Below are 16,021 nucleotides of genomic sequence, written 5' to 3'. Positions count from 1 at the left end.
TGAAGGCATGCGGGTTCGGCGAGTGGTGACGACCAGGGCGGGCGGCGCGTCGCGGCCGCCCTACGACACGTTCAACCTGGGGGACCACGTCGGCGACGACGAGGGGAACGTCTACGCCAACCGCAAGCGCCTCGCGGCCGAGCTGGGCCTGGCCGAGGACAAGCTGGCCTGGATGGAGCAGGTCCACGGCCGCACCGCGACCACAGTGGACGGCTCCGAGACCCGGGCCGCCGAAGCGACCGACGCGCTGGTGACCGCGACCCCGGGCGTCGCGCTCGTCGTGCTGGTCGCCGACTGCGTGCCGATCCTGCTGGCCGACGCCGAGGCCGGGGTGGTCTCCGCGGTGCACGCGGGCCGCGTCGGCACGCGCGTCGGCGTCGTCCCGGCCGCGGTCGAGGCCATGCGGGCGGCCGGTGCCGAGGTGGGCCGGATCGAAGCCCTGCTCGGGCCGGCCATCTGCGGCGACTGCTACGAGGTCCCCGCCGAAATGGCCGCCGACGTCGAGAAGCACGTCCCCGGCAGCGCGTGCAAGACCCGCAAGGGAACCCCCGGCCTCGACCTGCGCGCCGGTCTCTGGCGCCAGCTCGCCGACCTCGGCGTCGGCAAGATCGGCGTCGACCCGCGGTGCACGAACGAGGACAAGACGCTCTTCAGCTACCGCCGCGACGGGACGACCGGGCGGATCGCGGGCATCACGTGGGTGGAGGCATGACCGACCGCAAGGCCGAGCTGGCCGCGAACCTCGCCGAGGTCGAGGCGCGGATCGCCGCCGCGTGCCGCGCCGCCGGGCGCGCGCGGGAGGAGGTCAAGCTGCTCGCGGTCACCAAGACGTTCCCGGCTTCGGACGCCGCGCTGCTGGCCGACCTCGGCGTCACCGACCTCGGCGAGAACCGCGACCAGGACGCCGCCCCGAAGACGTTGGAAGTCGCCGAGTTGCGGCCGGAGGCCACCGTGCGCTGGCACATGGTCGGCCGGCTCCAGCGGAACAAGGCACGCTCCGTGGTCGGCTGGGCGGACGAGGTGCAGTCGCTCGACTCGGCCCGGCTCGCCGACGCGTTGGCGAAGGCGGTGCGTGCGGCCCGGGACGCCCAGATACGTGACGAACCCCTCGACGTGCTCCTCCAGGCGAGCCTCGACGACGACCCTTCGCGCGGCGGCTGCCCCCTCGATGAGCTGGGCGCGCTCGCCGAGCATGTCACCCACATGGATGAGCTGCGGCTTCGCGGGCTGATGGCCGTCGCACCCCTCGGCGCCGACCCCGCCGCCGCCTTCGAACGCCTCGCTCGCGCGGGTGAGGCTCTCCGAAAAGATCACCCGAATGCCGCAGACGTGTCCGCCGGGATGAGCCATGATCTCGAGCAGGCGATCACGCACGGCTCCACCTGTGTGCGTGTCGGAACCGCGTTGCTCGGTGGACGCGGTTTAGCCTCGCCGTAGGGAGCTCGCCCGGTCGTCACGTTTAGTGGTCGCCCGGGCGGGGCACTGACGGCGTGGAGAAGCGTTGGTGCGGGAGCGGCTAGGGCTAGGGAGAGGCATGAGCGCGCTGCAGAAGCTGAAGGCCTACTTCGGGATGGTGCCCGCTGACGACGACGGCTACGAAGTCGAGGACGACTATCGACGCGGCTACGACGACGAGTACGACTCCTACGAGGAGCCGGCTCCTCGGTCGTCGCGCTCACGCTACCGCGACGTCGACGACACGTACGACGAGCCTGTCAGCCGCAGCCGGTCACGCTCCGTGGCTGCCTCGGAGCCGGCCGTCCACGGCGCGCTCGCGATGGACCGCCAGCCGGAGCCCGTGGCGCGGCTGCGACCGGTCACCGAGCCGGTCGTGCGGCAGCCGGTGCGTGACCCGTTGAGCCGGATCACCACACTGCACCCGACCAGTTACGCGGAGGCGCGGGCGATCGGGGAGCACTACCGCGAGGGCATCCCGGTGATCATGAACCTCACCGAGATGGAGAACGCGGACGCGAAGCGGCTCGTCGACTTCGCCGCCGGGCTGGCGTTCGCGCTGCGCGGGTCGATGGACAAGGTCACCAACAAGGTGTTCCTTCTCTCACCGCCCGATGTGGACGTGACGGCCGAAGACCGTCGGCGGATCGCCGAAGGGGGATTGTTTTTGCGGGGCTGAAGTCGAGTGGACCGCTGAGCGCAAGCAGACGTGATTTTGTCGACTCGATGCGGCGTCGACCCCCCTTGACTGCGTCTTATGCCCGGACGCCTGGTTAGAGTAGGTACGTGGAAGCTGTGTGGCTGGTCGTCTGGTACGTGCTGTTCGCCTTCTGGCTGCTGCTGACGGCGCGGATCGTGGTCGAACTCGTCCGGACGTTCGCGCGTGAGTGGCATCCCGCCGGAGGGGTTGCGGTGACGCTCGAGACCATCTACACAGTGACGGACCCGCCGGTCCGGTTGTTCAGAAGGATCATTCCGATGGTCCGGATCGGCGGCGTCGGACTGGACTTGTCGATTATGGTGCTGCTGTTGGTTGTGTTCTTCGCGATGCAACTGGCGACTCCAAGTTGATCGGGGAAACTTGGGTGGACCCTGCAGGCCATGGAGTGCGTGAGGTGATCTGATGTCGTTGACCCCCGCTGACGTGCATAACGTTGCGTTCAGCAAGCCGCCCATCGGCAAGAGGGGCTACAACGAGGACGAGGTGGACGCGTTCCTCGACCTGGTGGAGACCGAGCTGGCCCGCTTGATCGAAGACAACAACGAGCTGCGCCAGCAGATGGAGCAGCTCGACGCCGAGCTCGAGTCGACTCGAAGCGAGCTCGACAGTGCGAAGTCCGCGCAGCCCCCGATGCGCGAAGAGCCCTCGCGCCGGCTTGCCCCGGTGCCGCCGCCGCAGTCCGCCATGGAGCAGACCCAGGCGCACTCGATGGTGGGTGACAGCACGGAGCCGAACGTGCAGGCCGCCAAGGTCCTGGGCCTCGCCCAGGAGATGGCCGACCGGCTGACCGCCGAGGCGAAGACCGAGTCCGACGGGATGCTGGCCGAGGCCCGCACCAAGTCCGAGCAGCTGCTCTCGGACGCCCGGGCGAAGTCCGACTCGATGGTCAACGAGGCCCGCACCCGCGTCGACACGATGCTGAACGACGCGCGGACCCGGGCGGAGACCCTGGAGCGCCAGGCGCGCGACAAGGCCACCACGCTCGAGCGCGAGTCGCAGCGCAAGTACACCGAGACGATGAACAGCCTCAACTCCGAGAAGAGCGGGCTGGGCAAGAAGATCGAAGAGCTGCGCACGATCGAGCGGGAGTACCGCACGAGGCTGCGCGGGTTCCTCGAGTCCCAGCTGCGCGAGCTCGACGACCGCGGTTCCGCCGCGCCCGCGTCGGCCTCGTCGGGCTCCGGCCAGACCTCCGGCTCGTCCAGCGGCGGCCAGGGCTACTCCTTCGGCCCGCGCGCCGAAGCCGGCTGAGTTTCCCCCGGGCCCGCCCCGTCGGCATGAGCCGGCGGGGCAGGCCACGGTTCGGAGTCGATCCGGTACGGCACGTGGGTGGGTCGCGGTCCGATCTTGCCCGGTTCGTGCTGTAATGCAGCGTGCTTTACATCGTGCTGGTACTGGTACTGGCGGCTCTGGGGTTGCTCGTCACCGCGCTGATCACCGCTTCTTCGCTGTGGGCGTGGGTTTCCATCGGCCTGTCGGTGCTGGCGGGCCTGCTCCTGGTGGCCGACTGGCTGCGCCGCCGTCGCCGGTCCGCGCCCGCTCCTGAACCTGAGCCGGCTCCGGAACCCGCTGAAGCGGAGGCCGAGCCGGAACCGGAGGCGGAGCAGACCACCCTCATCCCGAAGGCCGGTGAGCTGGGCGACCCGGCCGACACGCCCGAGCCTGTCGAAGAGGCCGCGGAACCGGCCGAGCCGGGGGAGGAAGAAACCCCGGCCGACGACATCGCCGTCTTGGCGGACCTCGACGACGAGGTCGTGGTCGTCGACGAGCACCCCCGCTACCACCTGCGAGCCTGCCCGTGGCTCGGCAGCCGCGAACTCATCCCGATCGGCATCGGCGAGGCCCGCCAGCTCGGCTTCACCCCCTGCGCCCGTTGCGCCCCCGACGCAACCCTGGTGGCGGCCCACCGCTGACGGTCAAGCCGCCAGGTCGGCCAGGCCCAGGTGCACCTCCAGCGCCCGGGCCCCTTCCGGCGTGAGCCGCAGCGCGCGGTGGGCCTCCGCGCGCCGCCGGACCCAGCCCGCTTCCATGAACCGCGTCGCCACCGCCGCACCCAACGCGCCTGCCAAGTGATGGCGCTGCTCACTCCAGTCCAGGCAGAACTTCAGCAACGGCCGCCGCCCGGACGCGACCGCGTCGACGTCGATGCCCAGCTTGCCGAACACCGCCTCCGCCGACGGCCCCAGCGTGTACGGGTGTTCGCGCAGCGGGGCCGAAATCCGGTCACCCGCCCGCCGCCGCGTGTCCGGTGCTCCGGCCAGCGCGCCCCGCGACAGCAACGCTGACGTGACCGCGACCCCGAGCCGTCCGGCCAGGTGGTCGTAGCACGTCCGGGCCGTGCGCAGCGCCTCCGCGCGCGTGCCCTCGCGCAACGACGTCACCGGCTGGGACGGCGAGAACCGCGCCAGCGTCTCCAGCAGCTCGGCGGGATCCGGCCCGGCCAGCCGGTAGAACCGGTGCCGCCCCGACTTCTCCGCGACGACCAGGCCCGCCGCCCGCAGCTTCGCCAGGTGCGCGCTGACACCCTGGGCGGACAGCCGCGCCTCGGCGGCCAGCACGGACGCCGCCAGCGCCCGGCCGTCGCCGAGGGCGAGCAGCACCCGGACCCGCGCCGGGTCGGCGAACAACGCGGCGGTGCGGGCGATGTCGGCGTCCCCTTCCACGTCTCCAGGATGCCCCCGGCACGCTTCCACCGCGACGGAAGCGTCCGCGCGGTGCACTGGGCGCATGCTCCTGTTCACCATGTGCGCCGGGATGTTCCTGGTGCAGCTGGACGTCACGGTCGTCAACGTCGCCCTGCCCACGCTGGGCACCGGCCTCCACGCGGACCTCGCGGCGCAGCAGTGGGTGGTCGACGGCTACACCGTCGTCCTGGCCGCGTTCCTGCTCACCGGCGGCGCCCTCGGCGACGTCTTCGGCCACCGCCGGGTCGTCCTCACCGGGTTCGGGCTCTTCGGCGTGGCCTCGGCCGCGTGCGGGCTCGCGGCCACCGCACCGGTCCTCGTCGCCGCCCGCGCCGGACAGGGCCTGGGCGCGGCGCTGCTGCTGCCCGGCACGCTCGCCGTGATCACGAACGCCTACCCGGGACGCGCCGAGCGGGCCCGGGCGCTCGGAGTCTGGGCCGGGGTGTCCGCGCTCGCGCTGGCGGCGGGCCCGGTGCTGGGCGGCGCGGTCGTGTCGGCGGCGGGCTGGCGGCCGGTGTTCTGGCTCAACGTCCCGATCGTGCTGGCGGCGGCCTTCGCGACCTGGCGGCTCGTCCCACGCGGCACGCGCGCGCCCGGCCGGCGGGTCGACGTCGCTGGCGTCGTCACCGCGGCGCCCGCCCTCGGCGCCGGGGTGTACGCGGTCATCGGCGGGAGTGCCGTGGCCGCGGTGGTGGCGATCGCCGCGCTGGCGGCCTTCGTGGCCGTGGAGCGCCGGACGGCGGACCCGATGCTGCCCTTGGACGTCGCCGGGCGGACGCTGAGCGCCAACTTCGTCTCGGCGGCGATGAACTTCGTCGGGATCGGCGCGATCCTGGTGCTGACGCTGTACTTGCAGGGCGTGCGGCACGCGTCCCCGCTGGCGGCGGGGCTCGAAGTCCTGCCGCTGTTCGGCCCGCTGTCGGTGCTGGCGCCGATCGCGGGACGGCTGACCGGCCGGTTCGGCCCGCGGCCGCTCATGGTCGCCGGGCTCGCGCTGGGCGTGCTCGGGATGCTGAACCTGGTGCGGCTCAAGGAAACCAGCGGCTACGCGGACCTCTTGCCGACGCTGCTGGGGCTCGGCGTCGGCATGGGCCTGCTGACGACGGCGGTGGTGACGGCCGCGGTCTCCGGCCTGCCGCCCGGGCGCGCGGGGGTGGCCAGCGGGGTCAACAACACCGCCCGGCAAGCGGGCGGCGCACTCGGGGTGGCGGTCCTCGGCACGGTCGCGGGTGCGCCGGGAGCGGGCTTTCTCCCGGGACTGCGCGAGGCCGGCGTGATCGCGGCGGCGCTGTGGCTGGTGGCGATCGGCGTCACGCTCGCGGGGGTCCGGGTCGTGAGTGTTTAGTCGGGTTGGAACCCAAGCCCGACTAAACACTCACGACCACTAGGTGTCGAGCTCGGCCAACAGGTTCTCGATGTCCGCGCGCTGTCCCGCCGCCTCCTCCGGCAGCCGGGCCAGCGCCGCGGTCAGCACCTCCCGGGCCTCGGTCACCTTGCCGAGGTCCCGCCACAACCGTCCACTGAGGACGTCGGCCGCCACCGCCGGGCCCTCGGCTTCCATGGCCCGCAAGGCTTCCGCCGCCGCCGTCGCGCGGGGGAGGGCCTCCGCCGGACGGTCCAGATTGGCCAGCAGGCGGGCGCCGTCGTACGCCGCCAAGGCGCGCTCCCACTCGAACTGCGGCCCCTCACCGGTGACCGCGTCCGCCGCCACCAGCGCTTCCTCCGCTCGCGCGGGCTCGCCGGCCCACAGCCACGACAGCGCCGCGCGACGGCGGTTGCGCAGCTCTTCGGCCGGCAACTCGGCGGTCTTGAACCGCTCGGCCGCGGCCGCGAAGCCCTCCGCCGCTTCGGCGTCCCGGTCCAGCCCGTCGAGGACCTCCGCGCGGGACTCGGTCGCCTGCCCTGCCGCGGCTTCGTTGCCCATCTCCGCGAACTGCCCGGCGGACGCGGCGAACAGCTCCACCGCCTGGACTTCGCGGTCCAGCTCCTGGCAAGCCCTCGCCAGCAGGTACCGGCCGCGCGCCAGCTCGTGGCCCGCGCTGGCCCGCTCCAGCACCGCTTCCGCGTCCTCGATCGCTTCGGCCGCGTCTTCCGGACGGCCGGCGTCCAGCGACGCGGCCGCCAACTCGACTCGCGTCACGGCCGCGTCCACCTCGGCCCCGAGCGCGGCGAAGTCGCCCACGGCCGCCCGGAAGGCGGTGGCGGCGTCCTCGGGACGGCCCAGGTCGTTCGCCAGGTGCCCGCGCACCTGCTGCAGCTGGGCCCGCGTCGACCGGCTGGTGCCCGGGTCGATCGACGTCGCCTCGGCGAACGCCGCCTGCCGGTCGCCGAGGCCGGCGCGGAACCGGACGCCGAGCAGCCGGGCGTTCGCGGTCCGCTCGGGAGACCCGGCTTCCGTGTACCGCGCCGCCGCCGAGGCCACGAGTTCGATCGCGCCCGGCAGGTCGCCCTGGTTCGCCAGCACGAGCGCCCGGCGCTCCAGCCACGCTCCCGTGAGCTCGGGGGTGGCGCGGACCGGGTCGCCGGCTCGGTCGAGAACCTCCGCGGTGGCCTCGAGGTCTTGCCGCGCGAAGTGCAGCATCGCCAGCCGCAGCAGGGCGCGGGCGTGTTCGGCCGGCTCGCCGATTTCCGCGATGCGCGCCGCCGACGCTTCGAGCTCGGCGGGTGCGTCCGGGCGGTCCCCGGCCAGCGCCGAGAACAGGATTCCCTTGCCGCGCGCGGCTTCCGCCCCCACGGCGTCGCCGGCTTCCTCGAACAGCCCGGCCGCGTGCGCGAAGCCGTGGCTCGCGGCCTCGAGGTCACCGGGCACCTCGGCGTCGGCCGCCGCGGTCAGCCGCCGGGCGCGCAGCGCCCCCGACGGTTCCGGGCACACCTCGTCGAACCGGGCCCAGACGGCGTCGGGCGAGCGGCCCAGCCGCGCCTCCTGCTCGCCGAGGTCGGCCAGCTCCTCCGGCGAGTCCGGGTAGACCTGAGCGGGCGCGGGCACCGGGGCCGGCGCGGCGGTCCCGGACAGCGGCAGGTGCTCGACGAGCGGTTCGGCGGCCAGCATCGCGCGGACCCGGTCGCTCTGCTCGGCCGTGCCGTTGCGCGCGTCGAACCGCGCGGCGATGGCCAGCGCGCGGTCCGCCAGCTCGTCGCGCAGCGCGGCCACCGTGGTCATGCCGCCGGCGCGGCGCACCGGCGCGTCGCCGTGGCCGCCTTCGGCCACCAGCCGCAGGTTCAACGCGGCCGCGGCGGCGAACTCCTGCTCCGCGTACGGCGTCGGCGGCGCGTCGAGCCAGCCCAGGTGCCGCTCGACGAGGTCGAGCCCGCGGGCGTGGTTCCCGGTCAGCGCGCAGAACGCGAGGTGGGTGGCGATCGACTGCAGCTGCGCCGGGTCGTGCCGCATCGCCCGGTACGCGCGGCGGTACGCCTGCACGGCGTCGTCGTACCGTCCGATGTGGACGTAGGGGAGCAGCAGCTCGGTCAGGATGTGCTGCGGCTGCTCGACGCAGCTGAACTGCCCGCCCAGCACCGGCTCGGCCACCTCGGCGGCTTCGGCGTACCGGCCGAGCCAGCTCAGGTGCGCGACCTTGTCGCTCGGCTCGCAGCCGACGCAGTCGGACATCTGGCCGCGCGGCGCGGCCGACCACAGCCGGTACTGCTCGGCGGCGGTTTCGCGGTCGCCGACGTGCCGGGCGAGCACGGCGCGGTACTGGTGCACCGGGTTCATCGTGTACCCGGCCGCGCGGTAGCGGCGTTCCATGTCGTCGAGCACGGCGCGGGTCCGGTCGAGCGGCACCTCCGGGAAGGTCGCCATCGACCCGGCCATGAACTTGAAGTACCAGTGCAGGTCGTGGGTCCAGCGCGGGTCGGCCTCGCCGCGGTCGTGCACCGCCAGGCACCACGCGAACGGCACGAACGCCTTCGCGGGCTCGCCACCCTGCTGGTAGGCGCTGGTGAGGAAGATCCGGGCGCCGAAGCGCAGCTCGGGCGAACCGAGGGCGTCGGCCTCCCGGAGCCCGTCCTCGAGCGCGGCGATCTGGGCGCGGCCGCGCGGCAGCCGTTCGGCGGCCCACAGCCGGTCCCAGACCTCCTGCTCGCCGGCGGTGGGGGTGCTCATCGGGTCTCCTCTTCGGGGACGGCCTGCTCCAGCAGGCCGAGGAACGAACGGTTCAGCAGCGCGGCGTCGGCCGGCCGGATCGGGTGCCTGCCGAACAGCAGGGCCTGCCCGTAGAGCGATTCGACGGCCAGCCCGCGCAGCGTGTCGTCCCGCAGCAGGCTGATCCGCCGCACCAGCGGGTTGCGGTGGTTGAGCACCAGCTGCGGACGGTCCTCGGCGGGCTTCTCGAACGCCGAGAGCACGCCCGCCCACAGCTCGTCGACCTGCTCCTTGGTGGACCGCAGCTCGCCGGCGAACGCGGCGGCGCGGTTGAGCAGGTAGAGCACCGGCAGGCTGGACGGCTGGAACTCGCGCAGCACGACCTCGCAGCCCAGCCGGTCGAGGTGGCGCTGCGCGGCCGCGACGAACGGCCGGGTGGCCAGCGCGGTCGCGCTGTCGAGCTCGTCGAACGCGGTGGTGAGGTCGCTCGGGTCGAGCCGGGTCACCACCAGGTCCGGTTCGAGCGACCGCATCCGCTCGGCCAGCTCGCTGTCGTAGGTGTAGCCGCCGTTGATCACGGCGATGTCCTGCGCGGCCGCGACGCCGGCCAGCTGCTGGAACTCGTCGGTGGTGGCGCAGTAGCGCAGCAGCCCGTAGCGGCCGCGGAACTCGGCCATGGTCATCCGGCCGACGTTCGTCTCCAGCGGCCACCACTGCTCGACCAGCCGCAGCATCTCGTCGTCGTGCAGGGCGAGCGCCTTGACGCCGAGGTGGTGGATGCCGAGGAAGCGGTTCAGCCGGTCGGGCGCGGTCCGCGCCAGCCCGGCGAGCCAGCCGCGCAGCCGGTCGCCGAGCGCCTCGCGCGCCGACTCCAGCTGTCCGTCGTCGTAAAGCGCTTCCCGGCTCGCCGTCGGCCGCAGCTCGCCCGCGTCGACGACGCAGCGGGCGAAGAACGCCCAGTCCGGCAGCAGCCCGGGCGCGTTCTCCGCGAGCAGCATCCGCTTGAGGTAGACGCGGTGGCCGCCGTGCTCGGCCGGGCTGGCCGGGAACGGCAGCACGTACGCCACGCCGGTCAGCCCGGCGGCGGGCACGTCCAGCTCGACGACGTCGAACGGCGTGAAGCCCAGGGTGTCCTGCGCGTAGCCGACCAGGTCGGCCTGCCGCTGCCCGGGCGCGCGGTCGTCGTGGGCCCACGGCACGGGCGTGGTGACCGGCCGGCCGTCGACGGTGATCCCGAACGGCAGCATCGAGCCGTACAGCGTGGCGAGCTCGGCGACCGTCCCGGGGACGAACCACTGCTCGGCGCCGGGACGCGCGTCGAGGGTCACCGTGGTGCCCGGCTCGTCCCGTTCGCCCGGCCCGATGGCGTACGTGCCGTCGGACCGGCCGGTCCACGCGACGGCCGGGCCGCCGTCCACCGACCGCGTCACGACGCGCACCTCGTCGGCGACGAGGAACGCCGACAGCAGCCCGATCCCGAACTGGCCGAGGAACTCGTGGCGCTGGAAGCCCAGTTCGTCCCTTTTGGAGCTTCGCCCGATCGTCGCGAGCAGTTCGTGCACCTGGGCTTCGGTCAGGCCGATCCCGGTGTCGGTGACGCTCAGGACGCCGTCGCCGACCTCGACCGCGATCTCCGCGGGCGCGCCGGGTTCCCGCGCGCGGCGGGCAGTCACCGCGTCGACGGCGTTCTGCAGCAGCTCCCGCACGTACACGCGCGGGCTCGAGTAGAGGTGGCGGCTGAGGAGGTCGACGACCCCGCGAAGATCCACCTGAAAAGTGCGGCTCACCGTGAAAAGTTCCCCTGTGGTTTCGGGCCGCGAACCCTCTCGGCGGCACGCGGTCATGCTAACGGGGGATCGCCGCGGCGGTCGTGTTCGTTTCCGGTGCGCCCCTCGTGACAACCGGGTTGCGCGGGGCGGTTAACCTGGTACCAGCAAGGCGCCGATCCGGCCATCACCGGGGAGCCTCCGGAAGAACCGAGCTTCACCGCTCTCAGTAGAACCGGACGGGTGCGGCCCGTGACAGCCGCCGAACGAAGCGGTCCGCGCGAGCGGGCAAGCGGGGTGGTACCGCGGAACGCCGCCAGGCGTCTCGTCCCCGTGTGGGTGACCGGGAACCCGGTCGTCCGTACGAGAGCGACGAACCGAGGAGCACCCGGATGTACCCCCAGGCCCAGCTGAACGACGGTGCGGGCGTCCCGTCGCAGCCGTCCTTCCCCGAGCTGGAGAAGCAGGTCCTCGCCTACTGGGAGACGGACCGGACGTTCCAGGCGACGATCGACGCGCGCCCGGCGGGCGAGCACGGCGACAACGAGTACGTCTTCTACGACGGCCCGCCGTTCGCCAACGGCCTGCCGCACTACGGCCACCTGCTCACCGGGTACGTCAAGGACCTGGTGCCGCGCTACCAGACGATGAAGGGCCGCAAGGTCGAGCGCCGCTTCGGCTGGGACACCCACGGCCTGCCCGCCGAACTCGAGGCCATGCGCCAGCTCGGGATCACCGAGACGTCCGAGATCGAAGAGATGGGCATCGCGAAGTTCAACGAGGCTTCGCGGGAGTCCGTGCTGCGCTACACCGACGAGTGGCGCGAGTACGTCACGCGCCAGGCGCGCTGGGTCGACTTCGACAACGACTACAAGACCCTCGACGTCACGTACATGGAGTCGGTGCTCTGGGCGTTCAAGCGCCTGTGGGACAAGGGACTCGTCTACGAGGGCTACCGCGTCCTGCCCTACTGCTGGCGCGACGCGACGCCGCTGTCCAACCACGAGCTGGGCATGGACGCCGACGTCTACCGCAACCGCCAGGACCCGGCCGTCACGGTCGGCTTCCGGTTGCAGGGCAACGACAACGACCTCGACGGCACCTACCTGCTGATCTGGACGACCACGCCGTGGACGCTGCCGTCGAACCTCGCCACCGCCGTGCACCCGGACGTCGACTACGTCGTCGTGGAGAGCGACGGCAAGCGGTTCCTGCTCGCCGAAGCGCGCGTCGCCGCGTACGAGCGTGAACTCGGCGAAGAGCCCGCGGTCGTCGCGCGCTACACCGGTACCCAGCTGCTCGGCACCCGGTACGCGCCGCCGTTCCCGTACTTCACCGGCACCGAGAACGCGCACCAGATCCTCGCCGCCGACTACGTCACCACCGACGACGGCACCGGGGTCGTGCACATCGCCCCGGCCTACGGCGCCGACGACAAGGTGGTCACCGACGCGGCGGGCATCCCGCCGGTCACGCCGGTCGACGCGCACGGCAAGTTCGACGCCACCGTGCCGGACTACGAGGGCCAGCAGGTCTTCGACGCCAACCCGAACATCGTGCGGGACCTCAAGAACGGCACGGGCTCGGCCGGGCAGCAGGGTGCCGTGCTGCTGCGGCACGAGACCTACGACCACAGCTACCCGCACTGCTGGCGCTGCCGGAACCCGCTGATCTACCGCGCGGTGTCGTCGTGGTTCGTCGCGGTGACGCAGTTCAAGGACCGGATGGTCGAGCTGAACCAGCAGATCACCTGGTACCCGGAGAACGTCAAGGACGGCCAGTTCGGGAAGTGGCTGGAGAACGCCATCGACTGGTCGATCTCCCGCAACCGGTACTTCGGCACGCCGATCCCGGTGTGGCAGTCCGACAACCCCGAGTACCCGCGCACCGACGTCTACGGCTCGCTCGACGAGCTGGAGGCCGACTTCGGCGTGCGGCTGGACAACCTGCACCGGCCCTACATCGACGAGCTGACCCGGCCGAACCCGGACGACCCGACCGGGAAGTCCACCATGCGCCGCGTGCCGGACGTCCTCGACGTCTGGTTCGACTCCGGCTCGATGCCCTACGCCCAGGTGCACTACCCGTTCGAGAACGCCGACTGGTTCGAGCACCACTACCCGAGCGACTTCATCGTCGAGTACATCGGGCAGACCCGCGGCTGGTTCTACCTGCTGCACGTGCTCGCGACGGCGCTGTTCGACCGGCCGGCGTTCCGCACCTGCGTGTCGCACGGCATCGTGCTCGGCTCGGACGGCCAGAAGATGTCCAAGTCGCTGCGCAACTACCCGGACGTCAACGAGGTCTTCGAGCGCGACGGCTCCGACGCCATGCGCTGGTACCTGATGGCGAGCCCGATCCTGCGCGGCGGCAACCTCGTCGTCACCGACAAGGGCATCCGCGACGCCGTCCGCCAGGCCGTGCTGCCGCTGTGGAACTCGTACTACTTCCTCGCGCTGTACGCGAACGCCGAAGGCGTGGAAGGCCGGTGGCGCACGGATTCGCCGAACGTGCTCGACCGGTACGTCCTGGCGAAGACGCACGAGCTGGTCACCGACGTCGAGTACGCGATGGACAGCTACGACGTCGCGGGCGCGTGCCAGACCGTGCGGGACTTCCTCGAGGTCCTGACCAACTGGTACGTGCGCCGCTCGCGGGACCGCTTCTGGGCCGGCGACAAGGACGCGATCGACACGCTGCACACCGTGCTCGAGGTGACTTCGCGGGTGGCGGCGCCGCTGCTGCCGCTGACCACCGAGGTCGTCTGGCGCGGCCTGACCGGTGGCCGCTCGGTGCACCTGACCGACTGGCCGAACGCGCTCGACCTGCCCGCGGACGCGGCGCTGGTGACCGCGATGGACCGGGTGCGGCAGGTGGCGTCGTCGGCGCTGTCGCTGCGCAAGGCGAACAAGCTGCGCGTGCGGCTGCCGCTGTCGTCGCTGGTCGTGGCGGCCGAGGACGCCGAGTCGCTGGCGGCCTTCGCCGACATCCTGCGCGACGAGGTGAACGTCAAGGCGGTCGAGCTGACCACCGACGTCGCCGCGCACGGCGGGTTCGAGGTCGCGGTGAACGCCCGCGCCGCCGGCCCGCGGCTGGGCAAGGACGTCCAGACGGTGATCAAGGCCGTCAAGGCGGGCGACTGGTCGCTGCAGGGCGACACCGTGGTCGCGGCCGGGATCGCACTGCAGGAAGGCGAGTTCGACCGCCGGCTGGTCGCCAAGGGCGGCGGCGCGGCGGCGGAGCTGCCCGGCGGGTCCGGGCTGGTCCTGCTCGACACCGAGGTGACGCCGGAGCTGGCGGCCGAAGGCGTGGTCCGCGACCTGGTCCGGGTCGTGCAGCAGGCCCGCCGCGACGCCGGGCTCGACGTCGCGGACCGGATCGCGCTGACCGTCGACGCGCCGGCCGAGGTCGTCGAAGCGGCTCGGGCGTACCAGGAGTTCCTGGCCTCGGAGACGCTGGCGACGTCGGTGGCGTACGAGCCGGCGAGCGCGGGCTTCGCCGGCACGGTCGGCGACGGCACGAAGGTGACTGCCGCGGTCGAAAAAGCCTGACGAACCGTCGTGGGTGACCGGTAAGCTCGGCCGGTCACCCACGACGGTGGCATTCCTTGGGGGAGGGGAAACCGGGATGAGTCCTGGCAAGAGACGCGGGATCCTGATCGGCGGCGCGCTGCTGGTCGTCGTGGTCGTGGTGGCGGCTTTCTTCGTGCTGAACGGCGGGAACGCGGCGCCGACGGCGGAGGCCGGGGCGACTTCGGTCGAGAGCCCGGGCGCGCTCGACCCGCACTCGGCGATCACCGAGTACGTCCAGGACCTGACCGAGAACAACCCCGACGCGGCCGCCCGGCTGACCGACGACAACGCCGCGGCCGCGGTGGCGCTGCGGGACGCGCGGAACACGCTGAGCCCGAAGTCGGTCGTCGCCAAGCTGACCGTGCTGCAGCCGACGCCGGCCGGGGCGAAGACGACCGGCGGGACCTTCAGCATGGCGTGGTCGCTGAAGGGCGGGGTGTGGAACTACGACGTCCCGTTCCAGCTCAACCTCGCCGGCGGGAAGTGGCTCGTGCACTGGGCGCCGTCGTTGCTGCACCCGAAGCTGGAGGCCGGCCAGCGGCTGGTGGTCAGCACCGCCGCCACGGACACCACGGCGGTCGCCGACCGCGACGGCAAGCCGCTGCTCATCGCCGGGGCGGGCGGGACGCGCCCGGTGGACGGGAACCCGGCGCCGCTGCTGCGTTCGGCGCTCACCGGGCAGGTCACCGCCGCTTCGGGCAGCGGGTTCGCCGTCCAGCGCGTCGACACGAGCGGGAAGAGCCTGGAGACGCTGTTCGGCAAGCCGGCCGAGGACGGGACCAAGCCGCTGACGTCGAGCTTGAGCCTGGCCGCGCAGAACGCCGCGCAGGCCGCGGTCGACGGCTACTCGGGGTCGGCCATGCTGGTCGCGCTCGACACCGGCTCGGGCGACATCCTCGCCGTCGCCCAGAACGCGGCCGCCGGGAACTCGCCGAAGGCGCTCAGCGGTCTGTACGAGCCCGGTTCGTCGTTCAAGATCGCGACGGCCGTCGCGGCGGTCCAGCAGAGCGGGCTGAACGCGGGGTCGCCCGTCGACTGCCCCGGCGTCGCCACGATCGGCACGCGCACGGTGCGCAACGAGGGCTTCGAGCTGGGCGCGACGAACCTGCAGACGGCGTTCGCGCGGTCCTGCAACACGACGTTCGGGCAGCTCGCGCTGGCGCTGCCGGCCGACGGGCTGAAGAAGGCGGCGGACGAGCTCGGGCTCAACGCCGACTACGAGATCCCCGGCATCAAGACGGAGCTGGGCAAGGTCGAGCCGGCGGCGAGCAAGGACGAGCAGGTCGAGGACGGCTTCGGCCAGGGCCGCATCCAGGCCAGCGCGCTCGGTGGCGCGATGATGGCCGCGACGGTGGCGGCGGGCAAGGCGATCACGCCGAGGCTGTGGCACGACCTGCCGACCACGGTGGTCAAGGGCTATTCGGCGCCGCCCGGTGCGGTGCTCGGCGAGGTCCGGAAGCTGATGCGCGCGGTGGTGACCAGCGGCACCGGCCGGGCCGCGGCGGGCGCCGGGACCGTCTTCGGGAAGACGGGCACGGCCCAGTTCGGCGACGGCTCCAACGCGACGGGCTGGTTCGTCGGCTACCGGGGGAGCGTGGCGTTCGCGGTGGTGCTGGAGAACTCGAACGACTCGGGCCCGGCGGTCACCCTGGCGGCGAAGTTCCTCAAGGCGCTCTGAGCGTCACTTTCACGTGAAAGTGACGCTTCGGCGGGGGCCGAAGCGCGCGGCTCGTACCGTGGGG

Annotated in this window: 12 protein-coding genes; 9 read left to right on the top strand and 3 right to left on the bottom strand. The window is 72.6% G+C overall.

The genetic code is table 11. From position 1 onward, the window contains the following. The first annotated feature begins 7 nt into the window (after positions 1-7). From pgeF to H4696_RS17920, 6 genes are all read left to right on the top strand, one after another. Positions 8-712: a peptidoglycan editing factor PgeF gene (gene pgeF, locus H4696_RS17945; RefSeq protein ID WP_192782379.1), complete on the top strand. Its 705-nt coding sequence runs from the start codon at positions 8-10 to the stop codon at positions 710-712. Further along, positions 709-1,437, top strand: coding sequence for a YggS family pyridoxal phosphate-dependent enzyme (locus H4696_RS17940; protein ID WP_086857561.1), 729 nt, complete (start codon positions 709-711; stop codon positions 1,435-1,437). The genes pgeF and H4696_RS17940 overlap by 4 nt, the downstream gene beginning before the upstream one ends. 97 nt (positions 1,438-1,534) lie before the next feature. Continuing rightward, positions 1,535-2,134 (top strand): cell division protein SepF, encoded by a 600-nt coding sequence (locus H4696_RS17935; protein WP_086857560.1) that lies wholly within the window; start codon positions 1,535-1,537, stop codon positions 2,132-2,134. A 116-nt stretch (positions 2,135-2,250) separates the two neighbouring features. Then, entirely contained in the window at positions 2,251-2,526 is a 276-nt protein-coding gene (locus tag H4696_RS17930) for a YggT family protein (protein ID WP_013224824.1), read from the top strand. A gap of 52 nt (positions 2,527-2,578) precedes the next feature. Beyond that, a complete protein-coding gene (wag31, locus tag H4696_RS17925; RefSeq protein ID WP_086857559.1) occupies positions 2,579-3,427 on the top strand; it encodes a DivIVA-like cell division protein Wag31 in 849 nt (282 codons plus the stop codon). Between the two features lie 122 nt (positions 3,428-3,549). Further along, positions 3,550-4,089, top strand: a complete 540-nt coding sequence (locus H4696_RS17920) for a hypothetical protein (protein WP_086857558.1) — start codon at positions 3,550-3,552, stop codon at positions 4,087-4,089. 3 nt (positions 4,090-4,092) lie between these two features. On the opposite strand, the gene H4696_RS17915 is transcribed toward H4696_RS17920, so the two are convergent. Then, positions 4,093-4,839 carry an ArsR/SmtB family transcription factor gene (locus tag H4696_RS17915; protein WP_086857557.1) on the bottom strand — a complete coding sequence of 249 codons (747 nt, stop codon included), beginning with the start codon at positions 4,837-4,839 and terminating at the stop codon, positions 4,093-4,095. A 64-nt stretch (positions 4,840-4,903) separates the two neighbouring features. Between H4696_RS17915 and H4696_RS17910 the strand changes: the two genes are divergently transcribed. After that, positions 4,904-6,205, top strand: a complete 1,302-nt coding sequence (locus H4696_RS17910) for an MFS transporter (protein ID WP_086857556.1) — start codon at positions 4,904-4,906, stop codon at positions 6,203-6,205. A gap of 39 nt (positions 6,206-6,244) precedes the next feature. On the opposite strand, the gene H4696_RS17905 is transcribed toward H4696_RS17910, so the two are convergent. After that, positions 6,245-8,962, bottom strand: coding sequence for a hypothetical protein (locus tag H4696_RS17905; RefSeq protein WP_086857555.1), 2,718 nt, complete (start codon positions 8,960-8,962; stop codon positions 6,245-6,247). Continuing rightward, positions 8,959-10,728, bottom strand: coding sequence for an HSP90 family protein (locus H4696_RS17900; RefSeq protein WP_086857554.1), 1,770 nt, complete (start codon positions 10,726-10,728; stop codon positions 8,959-8,961). Before H4696_RS17900 ends, H4696_RS17905 begins: the two co-directional genes overlap by 4 nt. Before the next feature lie 371 nt (positions 10,729-11,099). Here H4696_RS17900 and ileS point away from each other — a divergent pair, with 371 nt between their 5' ends. After that, on the top strand, positions 11,100-14,258 hold the full coding sequence (gene ileS / locus H4696_RS17895; protein ID WP_192782378.1) for an isoleucine--tRNA ligase: 3,159 nt from the start codon (positions 11,100-11,102) through the stop codon (positions 14,256-14,258). A 76-nt stretch (positions 14,259-14,334) separates the two neighbouring features. Next, positions 14,335-15,957 (top strand): penicillin-binding transpeptidase domain-containing protein, encoded by a 1,623-nt coding sequence (locus H4696_RS17890; RefSeq protein WP_086862170.1) that lies wholly within the window; start codon positions 14,335-14,337, stop codon positions 15,955-15,957. Positions 15,958-16,021 lie beyond the last annotated feature (64 nt).

Origin of the sequence: Amycolatopsis lexingtonensis (assembly GCF_014873755.1) — a bacterium.
In the GTDB taxonomy this organism is placed as follows: Bacteria; Actinomycetota; Actinomycetes; order Mycobacteriales; family Pseudonocardiaceae; genus Amycolatopsis; species Amycolatopsis lexingtonensis.
Note: the sequence above shows the minus strand (reverse complement) of the source record. Positions and strands in the feature narration are given on the sequence as shown.

Excerpts from the sequence above, each read along its gene's own strand:
- H4696_RS17905 (WP_086857555.1), bottom strand. The coding sequence starts at position 8,962 with ATGAGCACCCCCACCGCCGGCGAGCAGGAGGTCTGGGACCGGCTGTGG.
- H4696_RS17935 (WP_086857560.1), top strand. The coding sequence starts at position 1,535 with ATGAGCGCGCTGCAGAAGCTGAAGGCCTACTTCGGGATGGTGCCCGCT.
- H4696_RS17910 (WP_086857556.1), top strand. The coding sequence starts at position 4,904 with ATGCTCCTGTTCACCATGTGCGCCGGGATGTTCCTGGTGCAGCTGGAC.
- ileS (WP_192782378.1), top strand. The coding sequence starts at position 11,100 with ATGTACCCCCAGGCCCAGCTGAACGACGGTGCGGGCGTCCCGTCGCAG.
- wag31 (WP_086857559.1), top strand. The coding sequence starts at position 2,579 with ATGTCGTTGACCCCCGCTGACGTGCATAACGTTGCGTTCAGCAAGCCG.
- H4696_RS17890 (WP_086862170.1), top strand. The coding sequence starts at position 14,335 with ATGAGTCCTGGCAAGAGACGCGGGATCCTGATCGGCGGCGCGCTGCTG.
- pgeF (WP_192782379.1), top strand. The coding sequence starts at position 8 with ATGCGGGTTCGGCGAGTGGTGACGACCAGGGCGGGCGGCGCGTCGCGG.
- H4696_RS17940 (WP_086857561.1), top strand. The coding sequence starts at position 709 with ATGACCGACCGCAAGGCCGAGCTGGCCGCGAACCTCGCCGAGGTCGAG.